Raw genomic sequence first — 13112 nt, 5'->3', positions numbered from 1 at the left:
TGAGCCGTGTGAGGGGAAACTCTCATGCACGGTTCTTAGAGGGGAAAGGGATAGTAATATCCCCGACCTACTCGACCAGACAATAGAGAATAAGCAAAAATTCATATCTCAAATTATGACAAGCAAGACGCCTGTGCGTGTTGCTGAAGATGTTGATGAAGCAAGTCTATCTTATTCAGAAATTAAGGCTTTAGCTACTGGTAATCCTCTAATTAAAGAAAAGATGGATTTAGATAACGAAGTTACAAAACTAAAAATGCTGGAAGCAAACTACAAGTCTAATAAATATAAGCTCGAAGATAAGGTAAATAAAATTTATCCTCAAAGTATTTTAAAAACTGAAATGGAAATAAAAGCAGTTAAAGAAGATATTGCAAGTGTTGAAAAATTAGGAGAAGGAGATAGTAAATTTACTTCAATCAGTCTTGGGACAAATAAAATTGTAGATAAGAAAGAGGCTGGAGAGAAGCTACTAGAAGAAATAAAAAAGGTAAAGATAAATGATAGCAAGGTTATTGGTAAATATAGAGATTTAGACTTGCAAGTTTCATATAACTTTATGACTAATACTCACACCTTTAAACTTCTAGGAAAAGCAGAATACTTTGGAGAGTTTTCAAACTCTACTGATGGTAATATAACAAGACTGGATAATGCCATTGAAAAAATGCCTTCAAGACTTGAGAGGTTAAATCAAAATCTTGAAAACTATAAAGAATCTTTAGAAAATGCCAAAGTAGAACTGACTAAACCATTTGAAAAAGCAGATGAGTTAAGGGATAAGACACTAAGACTAGCTGAAATTAATAAACTTTTAGATATGGGAGAAGTAGAAGAATTAGAAAACCAATCACCACTATTAGAGATTTAAAGAGGGCGATAGTTGATTATTCTAACTACGAGTTTTCAGAATCTAATAGCTATGAAGACTTTGACAAATTATATCCTGATTTAAGCCATATAGGACTTGCCTATACAGAAACACCTGATGGTAAGCATTCGATTCAATATGAGGTAAATTTGGAAGAAAAAACATGGACTCAGTATGTAGACAATGTAGCTATTAGAACAGAATCTTTTGTAGAGGAAGATATATCTAATTCACAAGCCATTAAAGATATGACTGAAGCCATAAAAATGTCTAGTTTTGATGATCTGGTATCAGTAGATGAAGAAGATTTAAAACAAGCTCTAGGCTTAGAAATAGATGATGATGGAAACTTCTATGATCCACTTGCAAAAGATCTTGATAATGACGGAATACCAGATAGGTATGATAATGATTTTAAAGATAGTGATTACTTTGAATCAACTTATGATGTAGAGGATAATCTTCACGCAAGGGAAGAGAAGCCATCAATATTAGGACAAATATCAAAATTCAAATCAGAAGAAGAAAAAGATAAAAATCAAGAAAAAAACGAAAAAGGACAAGAAAGATAGAGGAGGGCGAAAGGCTCTCCTTATTTATTACAAGGAGGAAATTATGGAATACAAAGATATTAGAGAAAACTTAGAAGAAATGATGAATGATAATTACAAGGATTTTATAAAAGCACTTGTAAGCATAGAAAAAGGCGTTAATGATGAAAAGGCACTTGAAGAAGTCTATGTTTTATATATGAACAATGACACAACAGGTCTACTAAGTGATGACTTTGACTATATGATTGATGATATGAAAGAACAAGGTAAGATTGTTGAAAATACCAATGAACTTGAAGAAAAAGACGACCTCATAAATCTCGTGGGTAATATAGCTGGAAAAGTAGAAAATCTTGAAAGAGAAAATGCTAATGGAGAAAAGTTCAAGGTAAGCAACTTTTCAATTGTTTCAAAAGATGACGATGGGAATAAAATTTATACCAATTGTTCAGCCTATGGAGATAAGACAAAAGATTTAGAGAACTTAAAACAAGGAGATTTTGTTAAAATATTTGGTCAAGTAAAAACAAGCATTGACAACAACGGAAAGGAACATAAGAATGTCCGTATTTTGTCTTCTAAGCTCTTAAAAGCAAAAGAACAAGTAAAGAGTCAAGATAAGGATAAAAAGTCCATATTAGGTCAAATAAAAAGCTTTAAGACAGATGACAAAACTAAGTCAACTAAGAAAGAGCATAGCAAAGGTGAAGAGAGGTAAATATCGGCAGTCTTCGGACTGCCTTTATTTTTTGCTCATTTTTTAATCTAATTTATTTAGGTCATATATGCATATCCACTTAAACTCATACAAAAATATTGCTTGTAAAAAAAATACTTAATCACAATAATCGCATTTTAACTTGTGATCCTTGCAAGCTAAATGACGAACTTCACTAGGAAGTTTTCCCTTGTATCTTTTGTAATAAATGGAAAATTTGCTATGGGATGTATATCCAACAGATTCTGCTACTTCCTTTATAGGAAGTTTAGTATTTAACAGAAGAGTTTCAGCTACATTCATTCTTTTTCTTTGGGTGTATTCTGTAATACTTTGACCATATTTTTCTTTAAACAAATTCTTTAATTTTGTTCCGCTCATTTTAGATATTTTTTCAAGGGTTTCCTGATTTACAGTCATGGCAAAATGATCATCTAAAAACCTGGATACATCTTCAAGTGCTTTATTATCGTCAGACTCAATTTTATATTTTTTTCTATTTAAGTAGGTATCGATTACTATACTTATCCACTCATTTGCCTTGGCTTTAAAGAAAAAATCAGCGGCAGGAGCGTCCATCTTACAATTTAATATTTCCATTGCTACTTTTTCTAATGACTTTGTAAGTATTATTTGATTTGTTTGAAGTAAAGCCCTATAAAAGGATTCAAGATCGATATTAATGGATGACAGGTGCTTTTCTAAAAGTTCTCTTTTAAATCCAACAGAAACAGTGAGATAGTAACTATTCTCGTGTAATAAAAATAGAAAGTCATCTTCTATATTGTCAAAATCAAGAGTATATAAGGAGTTTGGCGTCAAAGTTTGATAAGGGTTAAATTTTTCGCCGTTTGCACTTACAATATAGCTAGAGCATATCGAAACATAGTCCGACATACTATAAGTATTATTTTGAATTACTTCTTTATTGATATAAAAATCGTGGATATCAATAATAAATCCATTTCCTTCATAAAACCAATATAGGCCTTCTGCATTAATTGAATCATCTTTACTCCAACAAAATGTATGCCCTGCACTTGAATATTTCTTATTATTTTTACATTCATCTACGTTCATATATTCTTTTACAAAATCATAATATGTCATAATACACTATCCCTTTTAGACAATATTCCAATTAGCCTTATTAATTCAAAACTATTGTATTAGTAATTATAACTGATGTATAATAAAAATGCAATGATAATTATTATCGTTCAGGCGAATTTGAATCTAATAGGAATATTAAAGGAGGAAAATATGAAAATTTATAAAAGGCTTTTTTCCTATGTGCCTGAAGAAAAACATAATGGATATATAGCAGTTTTTTTATCAGCACTATCTGCATTTCTAATGGTGTACGGATATTCGTTACTGTATAAACTTTTAAGAAGTTCAATTGTTGAAGGAGATTTATTAGTAGCTAGGACTTTGTCCATTCAAGCTGTCTTATATTTGACGATAGGGGCACTAGTTTACTTTTTGTCAAACTTTTTTTCTCATAAACTTGGATTTCGCTTAGAAACTAATTTAAGAAAAAAAGGTATAGATGGACTTACAGGAGCAAGTTTTCGCTTTTATGATTTAAACCCATCTGGAATTATAAGAAAAACTATTGATGATAATGCAGCTAAAACTCATACGGCAGTAGCACATATGATACCAGATAACTCTCAAGCTTTTTTAATTCCAGTATTATCTTTAATACTTGCCTTTTCTATTAGTAGCAGAGTGGGATTAGTTATTCTTATACTAACAATAGTAGGGGCTCTTATTTTAAAGAACATGATGGGTGGAGGAGAGTTCATGGAATACTACCAAAAATCCTTAGAAATTTTAAGTGGTGAAACAGTTGAATATGTCAGAGGCATGCAAGTTGTTAAAATATTCGGAGCTACTGTAGAGTCTTTTAAAACTCTTTATAAGGCGATTAAGGATTATTCTAAGTATGCTCTTGATTACTCAATTAGTTCTAAAAAACCTTATGTTCTATATCAATGGATATTTTTTGGAATTATTGCAATTTTGTCTATCCCTTTAGTTTTTACCATAAATAAAGTTAATAATGCTAATTTGCTTATTGTTGAACTATTCATGATTTTGTTTTTAAGTGGAGTAATGATGGTTTCATTTATGAAAATTATGTGGGCTAGTATGAACATCTTTAACGCTAGGTATGCTGTAGATACTTTAGAAGACTTATATAAAAAAATGAATGAAGATAAATTAAATTATGGAGAGATTGGTGATTTCAAAAACTATAATATAGAGTTTGAAAAAGTGAATTTTTCTTATAATGAAAACAAAGTACTAGAAAATTTATCTTTTAAATTAGAAGAAGGAAAAAAATATGCTTTGGTGGGTCATTCAGGATCAGGTAAATCGACTATTGTAAAGCTATTATCTGGTTTTTACAAAGTAGATAGTGGCAGTATAAAGATTGGAGAGAGACCCTTAGAATCTTATAGTAAGGATGCTCTAATAAACACAATTTCTTTTGTTTTTCAGGATAGCAAACTTTTTAAGACATCTATTTACGAAAATGTTGCTCTTGCTAATAGAAAGGCAAGTAGAGAAGAAGTTATGAAGGCTATGGAACTTGCCGGTTGTAATGTTATTTTAAATAAGTTTCCTGAAAGGGAGAATACCATGATTGGCTCAAAAGGAGTCTATTTATCAGGAGGAGAAAAACAGAGAATTGCTATTGCGAGAGCCATGCTCAAGAAATCTAAAATTGTAATTATGGATGAAGCTAGTGCTTCTATTGATCCAGACAATGAGTATGAGCTTCAAAAGGCCTTTAAAAACCTTATGAAAGATAAAACAGTTATTATGATTGCCCATAGGATGAGTAGTATTCGTTCTGTTGATGAAATTTTAGTTTTAGAGAATGGAGAAATAATTGAAAGAGGCAGTGATCAAGAACTTATTTCAAAAGGTGGAAAATATAAGGAATTATTAGAGCTTTATGACAGTGCAAATCAATGGAGGGTTAAAGATGAGGAAATTTTATAAAAATCGCTTTTGTCTGACTGATAAAGGGGCTAAAGATCTCACTAAATCTACTATATCAAGTTTCTTGGTCTACTGTATTAATATGGTTCCTGCCTTTATTTTAATGATGTTAACAGATGAGCTTATTTTGAAAAATGTTAAAAGCCCTTATTTATATTTTGGTGTTTCTGTTGTTACATTAGTATTAATGTATGTTTTGTTAGCCAAAGAATATGATGATCTTTATACTACAACTTATGAAGAGAGTGCTAATTTAAGAATAGATATTGCAGAAACTCTATCAAAACTTCCCCTATCCTACTTTTCAAAACATAATTTATCAGATATATCTCAAACGATTATGGCAGATGTGGAAAAAGTAGAACACGCTATGAGTCATTCAATTCCTAAAGTAGGAGGAATGGTTTTATTTTTCCCACTAATTGGAATTATGTTAATGATAGGTAATTTTAAGATGGGGCTTGCAGTAATGATCCCAACTATTTTAAGTTTTATACTAATACCTATTGCTAAAAAGTCGCAGGTAAAAGGAAACAAGAAATATCACAAGGTACTTAGAGAAAACTCAGAAAAATTCCAAGAAACCATTGAACTTCAACAAGAAATAAATAGTTTTAACTTATCCGATGAAGTGAGGTCTTCGTTATATATGCAGATGGATGAAAGTGAAAAAATACATCTTAAAGTTGAACAAGGCTCTCTTTTTGTAATGGGTTTATCCTCTGCTCTTGGCTTTGTAAGTATTGCAGTAGTTAGTTTTGTTGGGATTAGCCTTATTCTATCTGGGGAGATTGACATTTTATATCTCTTAGGTTATTTAATGGCTGCCATAAAGATAAAAGATATTTTCGATTTATCAAAAGAAGGATTATTAGAAGTGTTCTATATAGATCCAAGTGTTGAAAGGATTAGGGAGATTAAGGAAACAAAAATTCAAGAGGGTAAAGATGTAGAACTGAATATGTTTGATATAGTCTTCAAAAATGTAGCTTTTTCTTATGATGATAATCAGGTTTTAAAGGACATTAGCTTTACTGCGAAACAGGGAGAGGTAACGGCTCTAGTTGGAGCTTCTGGCTCTGGAAAGACAAGCATATTAAGATTAATATCAAGATTATATGATTATGATAAAGGTCAAATTTTAATAGATGGAAAGGATATAAAAAACATTTCCACAGATTCTTTATTTAAGAAAATATCTATTGTTTTTCAAGATGTTACTTTATTTAACTCATCTATATTAGAAAATATTCGTATAGGTAAAAAAGATGCCAGCGATGAAGAAGTTGTAAAGGCAGCTACCCTTGCAAATTGTATGGATTTTATTAATAAACTTCCTAATGGGTTAGATACAGTTATAGGAGAAAATGGGTCAGAGCTTTCTGGTGGTGAAAGACAAAGACTTTCTATAGCTAGAGCCTTTCTGAAGGACGCACCAATACTTATATTAGATGAAATATCAGCAAGTTTAGATGTGGACAATGAAAAGAAAATCCAAGAGTCTTTAAATAATTTAATTAAAGATAAAACTGTTGTAATCATTTCACACAGAATGAAATCCATAGAAAATGCTGACAAGATAGTAGTTCTTGAAAACGGAAGAGTAGAAAGCGAAGGTAAGCATGAAGAGCTTTTACAAAAATCAAAAGTTTACAAGAATTTAATAGAAAAAACAAAAATGGCAGAAGAATTTATTTATTAGGAGGATTAGAATGAATAATAAAAAGTTAAAAGGAAAAGATGTTATTACGATAGGTATATTTACTGCAATATATTTTGCAATCAATTTTGGGTTTATGCTTTTAGGCGGTCTTCATCCATTAATGTGGATACTTATGCCTGGCTTTATAGCCTTAGTTGGTTCTATACCATATATGATTATGGTTCAAAAAGTAAAAAAAACAGGAGCAGTCATAATAATGGGAGCTATTGTTGCTATAATATACTACTTAACTGGTCAATTTAGTTTAATAATAATTGCATCATTAGCAATTGCCAGTATTTTGGCAGAAGTGATAAGATACCTATCAAAGTATGACAGTTATAAATGGAATTCACTTTCATATGCTTTCTTTTCATTAGGTATGGTAGGGTCTCCAGCACAAATATGGATTCTAAAAGATGAATTCATATCAAAAATTCTTAAAATGGGGATGCCAGTAGATTATGTTAATATATTAAAAACTTTTATTAACACACCGATGTTAATTGTATTAATTGTAACACCATTTGTTTTTGGATTATTATCTTGTGGGATTTTAAAATCATTTCTATATAAAAATTTTGAGGCGAGGAATTGAAATGTTCAAGCGATTAAAATTAGATCCTAGAACCTCAATAATATTGCTTTTATTAGTAAATATATTTTTCTTTAAAAGTAGATCGTTGGCAAGTGAATTAATTTTAATGAGCTATTTGTTGATTATTTTGACAGTTTGCGGAAATTTTAAACCGGGATTAAAAGTATATTTAACTTTTATTACTTTTTTAATAATAAATTATTTAGTTTTTCCCTATTCACCTAAGTGGATTGTAACGACATTTATTGTACCTGTTTCTTATGCAAGGAAGATTTTTCCTTGCATAATGGCAGGAACATTGTTATACAAAACGGTGACCGTAAGAGGAATTGCAGGAGTTTTTAGAAAATTTAAATTCTCAGAAAATTTTATTTTAGCATTTATGATAACTTATAGATATTTTCCCACATTAAGACAAGATATACATTGTGTTAGAGAATCAATGAAGATTAGGGGGATTAGTATGATTAAAAACATGGATATATTTGTTGTACCTATAATAAATTCTGCAATTGATATGTCTGAAGAGTTATCTAAGGCAGCTGTAACACGAGGAGTCGAGAATCCAGGTAGAAAAACAACTATAATTGATTTTAAATTCACTGTTTATGATGTATTAGTTATTTTATTTGTTGTTTTAATTATGGTTATATTTTAGGTGAGTTAGAATGGGTTATGTAAATATAAATGATGTATCTTGTACCTCTAAAACGGGATATAAAATATTAAAAGATATCAACTTAAATGTTGAAAAAGGCGAATGTATACTACTTATGGGGCTAAGTGGTTCAGGCAAAACGTCATTGACTAAATTAATAAATGGAATTATACCACATTTTGAAGAAGAAACTGACTTTGTTGGAGAAGTTTTAATAGAGGGAGAATCTACTAGAAATATATCGCAATATAAAATTTCAGAAAAAGTTGGTTCAATATTTCAAAATCCAAAATCTCAATTTTTTAATTCTGATGTTGAGGGAGAAATTGTATTCGGTCTTGAAAATATGGGAATTGATCCAGAGTTAATAAAAAAAAGCTTTAAAAAAACTATTAATAATTTAAATATAGATAGATTATTAGGGAAAAATGTCTTCTCATTGTCGAGTGGAGAAAAACAAATTTTAGCTTTTGCATCTATTTTTGCATTAAACACAGATATTGTCGTATTGGATGAGCCATCTTCAAATCTTGATATGGATACAATTGAAACGATAAAAAACAATATTGAAATATTTAAAAAAGAAGGGAAGACAATTATAGTTGCAGAACATCGATTATATTACTTAAAAGACATAATTGATAAAGCATATTATATAGACGAAGGAATAATTAAGGATTGTTTTACACAAGAAGAGATAAAATCATTTAATTCAAAAAAAGAAAATAATCTCAAAATTAGAACCTTATCTACTCCTAAGTTGGAAGTTCTTGAAAAAGAATTTAATAAAAATGATGAGTATTTATGTGAAGATTTATCGTATACAATAAATGGAAATCCAATATTTAAAGATATTAATATTTCTTTAAATAGAGGAGAAGTTTTAGGAATAATAGGAAAAAATGGTATAGGAAAAACTAGTCTGTTAAAGTGCATTTCAGGACTTATGAAGAAAAATACAGGAAGTGTTTTTTTTAACAATAAACTTTTAAATAATAAAGATAGATTAAAAAATACATACCTTGTAACACAGGACATTAATTCACAATTATTCACTCGAAGCGTAAAAGAAGAATGTGAATTAAATTTACCTGGGGATAGATTAAATCAGGTAGATGTAGTTCTAAATAGGCTTGGATTAGATAAATATAAAGATAAGCACCCAATGTCGCTTTCAGGAGGACAAAAACAAAGGTTAACAATTGCCTTAGCTCTACTTTCAAATAAAGAAATCATAATCTTTGATGAGCCTACAAGTGGTTTAGATTTCAAAAATATGATAATTGTATCAGAAGCTATAAAAGATTTGGCGAAAAAATCCAATAAAGTTGTAATTGTTGTTTCGCATGATTATGAGTTTTTAAATAATGTAGCAGATGGAATATATAAAATGTCATAAAATCAATAATTAAAATCTTAAGGGTCTGTAAATAATTTTGTGTATCAACCTAAATCCTGATAAAAAGGTAAGGGTTGATACATTTTTTATTTATCAATGTTTATCTATTCCTCTAGAATTGGAGTTTTACTTAATTTTACACAACTTTGATAAACTATCAATTTTTCATGAAAATTTAGAGTTGATTTTATTGGATGTATTTTTGTAATTGCCATACTAATCACCAGAACTTTCTTTTGATTTATTTAGAAGTAGAGAATGGATCTGCCATATTTCTCTTGATAATTTTTCTATTTTTTCTCTCATATAGTCAATATCTTTTTTGTAAATAACACCAGTTGTATTAGCGGCTTTTGCGATCTGGTTTATGTTATTTGTTGTATTTGAAAGTAGCCATTGGAGATCTATAAATGGTTCTAGGTCTACAACATATATCTCTTTTTCTAATACACATTTTCTAAGAAAGTGGGACATTGTTTTGCAATTTGCAAGTTTCATTTTCTTTTCAAATATTTCTTTTTCTTCATCTGTTAAATATATTTTAAGTTGATTTTTTCTTGTTCTATTATCCATATATTTCTCCTTATTTAGTACAAGGAGGAAATTATGGAATACAAAGATATTAGAGAAAACTTAGAAGAAATGATGAATGATAATTACAAGGATTTTATAAAAGCACTTGTGAGCATAGAAAAAGGTGTCAATGATGAAAAGGCACTTGAAGAAGTCTATGTTTTATATATGAACAATGACACAACAGGTCTACTAAATGAAGACTTTGACTATATGATTGATGATATGAAAGAACAAGGTAAGATTGTTGAAAATGTCAGTGATATTGAAGAAAAAGATGATTTTATAAATCTCGTGGGTAATATAGCTGGCAAAGTAGAAAATCTTGAACGAGAAAATGCTAATGGAGAAAAGTTCAAAGTAAGTAATTTTTCTCTTGTTTCAAAAGATGACGATGGGAATAAAATTTATACGAATTGTTCAGCCTATGGAGATAAGACAAAAGATTTAGAGAACCTAAAACAAGGAGATTTTGTTAAAATATTTGGTCAAGTAAAAACAAGCATTGACAACAAAGGAAAAGAACATAAAAATGTTCGTATTTTGTCTTCTAAGCTCTTAAAAGCAAAAGAACAAGTAAAGAGTCAAGGCAAGGATAAAAAGTCCATATTAGGGCAAATAAAAAGCTTTAAGACAGATGACAAAGTTAAGTCAAACAAGAAAGACCATAGCAAAGGTGCAGAGAGGTAAATATCGGCAGTCTTCGGACTGCCTTTATTTTTTTATATGTATATAGGTTGTATAATGGTGCTATATGTGGAGATTGTAGTATTGATGTATAGATAATAAGATAACAGATTATAAAAGTAGGATTGCACTCAGTAAAATTGAAACAGCTTTAACTGAGAAAAATATGGGATATGATGGAGACTTATAAATCGCTCTTATTCCAGAACTTTTAGAACTAATGTTTTGATGGAAAAATCGGATTCTAACAAAGTTCTAAATGAGTCTTAAAATTCTGCCTCAAATAATTGAATTATGGGGGCTAAACATAAAGTCAGAAGAAGTCCCTAAAAAAAGTAAGACCAACAGAAAGACCAATGACTACACCCTTGTTTTTACTAAGGTCAGTGGAACTTGGTCTTTCTGTTTCTGATTTATCTCTACTAACAATTGGACTTGTAAATGATATGTTTACAGAAAAGAATAACGATGAATATAAATACAAATAAGTAGCTACGCAAGAAGACTTTGATAAGTTTTAAGTCATTACGAATGATATTGACAAATTATAATTATTGTTTTACAATAATAATCAAAGACAATTATCGTTTTACAATAATTCGATGTGGAGGATTATTATGAGAAAAAGATTTTTAACAATGACTATTTTTCTTGTTTTTTCTATAGTTTTAACTTCTTGTAGTCCAAATACTACAACAGAACAAACAAGTAGTAAAAAAGAAGAAAAGATTGAAATATTTGATTCTAACAATAAAAAAATTGTTGAAACAGAAGAACAAGAAGTTTTAGACTACTTTGGCAATTTAACAGGAATGAGCGTAGCAAATATTAATGATAAAAACTTCGACAATTATTTTAAAGAAATACCAGATGATGCAATAGAGTCTTACCATTTCATATTAACCAGCAAGAGAGAGGATAAAAAAGCTACAAAGATAGATTTTTATATTTATGAAAATTATCCATATATTACAATGGAGGGAATGCCCTTGATGCCATCATCATTAACCTGGGAACTTTCTAAAGATGATTTAAATAATCTGGAAGATAAAGTACAAGAATTGAAAGATGTAGATGATAATAGATAAATGAAAGTGTTGAGGAGAAGTTATGAAGAGTTTTATTTTTAAAATAGCGATTATATTATCTAAGGTTTTAAGATATATTTCATATTTAGGAGCAGGTTTTACCTTGCTTGGAAGTGTATTAACTCTGATTTTTAAAGATGATGTAATACAAGTAGTTGAATCTTATCAATTTAATCTACAAGAAGTTTCACTTCCTTTTATTATTTATTCATGCTTGAGTGCCCTTATGGTATTCATTGTTGCTGGTTTCTCATTGGATAAATTTGAGAAGATTTTAGTGAATTTAGAGAAGAAAGATTATTTTTCAGACTTAAATTCAAAATATTCGAGAGATATATTAATAGCACTTATAATTCTGACGATTTGTCAAATTATTTCTATGCTAGTTTTCAATTATTTTAAAGTGGACAATATTAGCAGTGTTTTTAATTTAACTATTAAGGATTATTTAACGAACATAATTTTGGTGGTTATAGCATTTTCATCAATGATTATATTTAATTCGGGAAAATCCTTAAAAGAAGATTCGGAAAGTATAATTTGAAAATGAAGGATCAAATAATTATAAATCTTGATCAAGAGTTAAAAAAGAAAAATATGACATCGAAAGAGCTTGCAGCAAGGATAGGGATAACCGAAGCAAATTTATCAATATTAAAAACAGGAAAAGCCAAAGGTATCAGATTTAATACTTTAGCTAGCATCTGTAAGGAGCTTGATTGTCAACCAGGTGATTTACTTGAGTATGATAATGAAGAATATCAACAGTAAAATTAATGCATAAAATATAATGACAGTGTATTGACTACGCACAAATTTGGTCATATAATAAGGTCAAAGGAGATGGGGAAATGGCTACAACAAATTTGAATATACGAACAGATAAAGAAATAAAAGAAGCTGCCGAAAAAATCTACTCCAGTCTAGGCTTAAATATGACTACTGCCATTAACATGTTTTTAAGGGCGAGTATTAGAGAAAGTGGCATTCCTTTTGATTTAAAACTTAATGTTCCAAGTGATGAAACTATAAAAGCGATTGAAGAAGGAAGAATGATAGCTAAAGATACGAATGTGAAATCCTATGACAATATGGATGACTTGAGGAAAGCCCTTGAAGTATAAGATAAAGTTTACAAGTAGATTTAAAAAAGACCTAAAGCAAGCTAAAAAGCATAGGAAAAGATAATAAGGAATACACAAGTCTAAAAGTATACTCTGCCAAATTATTAAAAGCTAAAGAGCAT

Annotated in this window: 14 protein-coding genes and 1 pseudogene; 13 read left to right on the top strand and 2 right to left on the bottom strand. The window is 29.5% G+C overall.

Annotation, left to right across the window (positions count from 1 at the left end; translation table 11 throughout):
• Positions 1–70: 70 nt before the first annotated feature.
• Together E0D87_RS08715 and E0D87_RS08710 are read left to right on the top strand one after the other, a co-directional pair.
• Positions 71–1443, top strand: a pseudogene (locus E0D87_RS08715) (helicase-related protein); the annotation flags it as partial.
• Between the two features lie 43 nt (positions 1444–1486).
• A complete protein-coding gene (locus tag E0D87_RS08710) occupies positions 1487–2143 on the top strand; it encodes a DNA-binding protein (protein ID WP_130820117.1) in 657 nt (218 codons plus the stop codon).
• A 117-nt stretch (positions 2144–2260) separates the two neighbouring features.
• On the opposite strand, the gene E0D87_RS08705 is transcribed toward E0D87_RS08710, so the two are convergent.
• On the bottom strand, positions 2261–3253 hold the full coding sequence (locus tag E0D87_RS08705; protein WP_130820116.1) for a helix-turn-helix domain-containing protein: 993 nt from the start codon (positions 3251–3253) through the stop codon (positions 2261–2263).
• A gap of 153 nt (positions 3254–3406) precedes the next feature.
• On the opposite strand from E0D87_RS08705, the gene E0D87_RS08700 reads away from it, so the two are divergent.
• Genes E0D87_RS08700 through E0D87_RS08680 form a run of 5 tightly spaced genes read left to right on the top strand, consistent with a single transcriptional unit; the run spans position 3407 to position 9518 of the window.
• Positions 3407–5161 (top strand): ABC transporter ATP-binding protein, encoded by a 1755-nt coding sequence (locus E0D87_RS08700; protein ID WP_010815635.1) that lies wholly within the window; start codon positions 3407–3409, stop codon positions 5159–5161.
• On the top strand, positions 5145–6863 hold the full coding sequence (locus E0D87_RS08695; RefSeq protein WP_010815636.1) for an ABC transporter ATP-binding protein: 1719 nt from the start codon (positions 5145–5147) through the stop codon (positions 6861–6863). The genes E0D87_RS08700 and E0D87_RS08695 overlap by 17 nt, the downstream gene beginning before the upstream one ends.
• Before the next feature lie 10 nt (positions 6864–6873).
• Positions 6874–7461: an MptD family putative ECF transporter S component gene (locus tag E0D87_RS08690; protein ID WP_010815637.1), complete on the top strand. Its 588-nt coding sequence runs from the start codon at positions 6874–6876 to the stop codon at positions 7459–7461.
• A gap of 1 nt (position 7462) precedes the next feature.
• Positions 7463–8119, top strand: coding sequence for an energy-coupling factor transporter transmembrane component T (locus E0D87_RS08685; RefSeq protein ID WP_010815638.1), 657 nt, complete (start codon positions 7463–7465; stop codon positions 8117–8119).
• 10 nt (positions 8120–8129) lie between these two features.
• The gene (locus tag E0D87_RS08680) at positions 8130–9518 is read left to right on the top strand and encodes an ABC transporter ATP-binding protein (RefSeq protein ID WP_130820115.1); all 1389 of its coding nucleotides are present in this window, start codon (positions 8130–8132) and stop codon (positions 9516–9518) included.
• A 216-nt stretch (positions 9519–9734) separates the two neighbouring features.
• Here E0D87_RS08680 and E0D87_RS08675 read toward each other — a convergent pair whose 3' ends face one another.
• Positions 9735–10091 carry a plasmid mobilization protein gene (locus tag E0D87_RS08675; protein ID WP_130820114.1) on the bottom strand — a complete coding sequence of 119 codons (357 nt, stop codon included), beginning with the start codon at positions 10089–10091 and terminating at the stop codon, positions 9735–9737.
• Positions 10092–10124: 33 nt separating this feature from the next.
• Here E0D87_RS08675 and E0D87_RS08670 point away from each other — a divergent pair, with 33 nt between their 5' ends.
• From E0D87_RS08670 to E0D87_RS08650, 6 genes are all read left to right on the top strand, one after another.
• Entirely contained in the window at positions 10125–10781 is a 657-nt protein-coding gene (locus tag E0D87_RS08670) for a DNA-binding protein (protein WP_130820113.1), read from the top strand.
• A 353-nt stretch (positions 10782–11134) separates the two neighbouring features.
• Entirely contained in the window at positions 11135–11266 is a 132-nt protein-coding gene (locus E0D87_RS09340; RefSeq protein ID WP_278044795.1) for a hypothetical protein, read from the top strand.
• Between the two features lie 129 nt (positions 11267–11395).
• On the top strand, positions 11396–11866 hold the full coding sequence (locus E0D87_RS08665; protein WP_130820112.1) for a hypothetical protein: 471 nt from the start codon (positions 11396–11398) through the stop codon (positions 11864–11866).
• A gap of 22 nt (positions 11867–11888) precedes the next feature.
• Positions 11889–12410 (top strand): DUF2975 domain-containing protein, encoded by a 522-nt coding sequence (locus E0D87_RS08660; protein ID WP_130820111.1) that lies wholly within the window; start codon positions 11889–11891, stop codon positions 12408–12410.
• A gap of 2 nt (positions 12411–12412) precedes the next feature.
• Complete coding sequence (locus E0D87_RS08655) at positions 12413–12637, top strand: helix-turn-helix domain-containing protein (protein WP_130820110.1); 225 nt, start codon at positions 12413–12415, stop codon at positions 12635–12637.
• 80 nt (positions 12638–12717) lie between these two features.
• Entirely contained in the window at positions 12718–12990 is a 273-nt protein-coding gene (locus tag E0D87_RS08650; RefSeq protein ID WP_004812197.1) for a type II toxin-antitoxin system RelB/DinJ family antitoxin, read from the top strand.
• Positions 12991–13112 lie beyond the last annotated feature (122 nt).

Origin of the sequence: Anaerococcus vaginimassiliensis (genome assembly GCF_900626155.1) — a bacterium.
Classification (GTDB): Bacteria; Bacillota; Clostridia; order Tissierellales; family Peptoniphilaceae; genus Anaerococcus; species Anaerococcus vaginimassiliensis.
Note: the sequence above shows the minus strand (reverse complement) of the source record. Positions and strands in the feature narration are given on the sequence as shown.

Excerpts from the sequence above, each read along its gene's own strand:
- E0D87_RS08710 (WP_130820117.1), top strand. The coding sequence starts at position 1,487 with ATGGAATACAAAGATATTAGAGAAAACTTAGAAGAAATGATGAATGAT.
- E0D87_RS08705 (WP_130820116.1), bottom strand. The coding sequence starts at position 3,253 with ATGACATATTATGATTTTGTAAAAGAATATATGAACGTAGATGAATGT.
- E0D87_RS08700 (WP_010815635.1), top strand. The coding sequence starts at position 3,407 with ATGAAAATTTATAAAAGGCTTTTTTCCTATGTGCCTGAAGAAAAACAT.
- E0D87_RS08695 (WP_010815636.1), top strand. The coding sequence starts at position 5,145 with ATGAGGAAATTTTATAAAAATCGCTTTTGTCTGACTGATAAAGGGGCT.
- E0D87_RS08690 (WP_010815637.1), top strand. The coding sequence starts at position 6,874 with ATGAATAATAAAAAGTTAAAAGGAAAAGATGTTATTACGATAGGTATA.
- E0D87_RS08685 (WP_010815638.1), top strand. The coding sequence starts at position 7,463 with ATGTTCAAGCGATTAAAATTAGATCCTAGAACCTCAATAATATTGCTT.
- E0D87_RS08680 (WP_130820115.1), top strand. The coding sequence starts at position 8,130 with ATGGGTTATGTAAATATAAATGATGTATCTTGTACCTCTAAAACGGGA.
- E0D87_RS08675 (WP_130820114.1), bottom strand. The coding sequence starts at position 10,091 with ATGGATAATAGAACAAGAAAAAATCAACTTAAAATATATTTAACAGAT.
- E0D87_RS08670 (WP_130820113.1), top strand. The coding sequence starts at position 10,125 with ATGGAATACAAAGATATTAGAGAAAACTTAGAAGAAATGATGAATGAT.
- E0D87_RS09340 (WP_278044795.1), top strand. The coding sequence starts at position 11,135 with ATGACTACACCCTTGTTTTTACTAAGGTCAGTGGAACTTGGTCTTTCT.
- E0D87_RS08665 (WP_130820112.1), top strand. The coding sequence starts at position 11,396 with ATGAGAAAAAGATTTTTAACAATGACTATTTTTCTTGTTTTTTCTATA.
- E0D87_RS08660 (WP_130820111.1), top strand. The coding sequence starts at position 11,889 with ATGAAGAGTTTTATTTTTAAAATAGCGATTATATTATCTAAGGTTTTA.
- E0D87_RS08655 (WP_130820110.1), top strand. The coding sequence starts at position 12,413 with ATGAAGGATCAAATAATTATAAATCTTGATCAAGAGTTAAAAAAGAAA.
- E0D87_RS08650 (WP_004812197.1), top strand. The coding sequence starts at position 12,718 with ATGGCTACAACAAATTTGAATATACGAACAGATAAAGAAATAAAAGAA.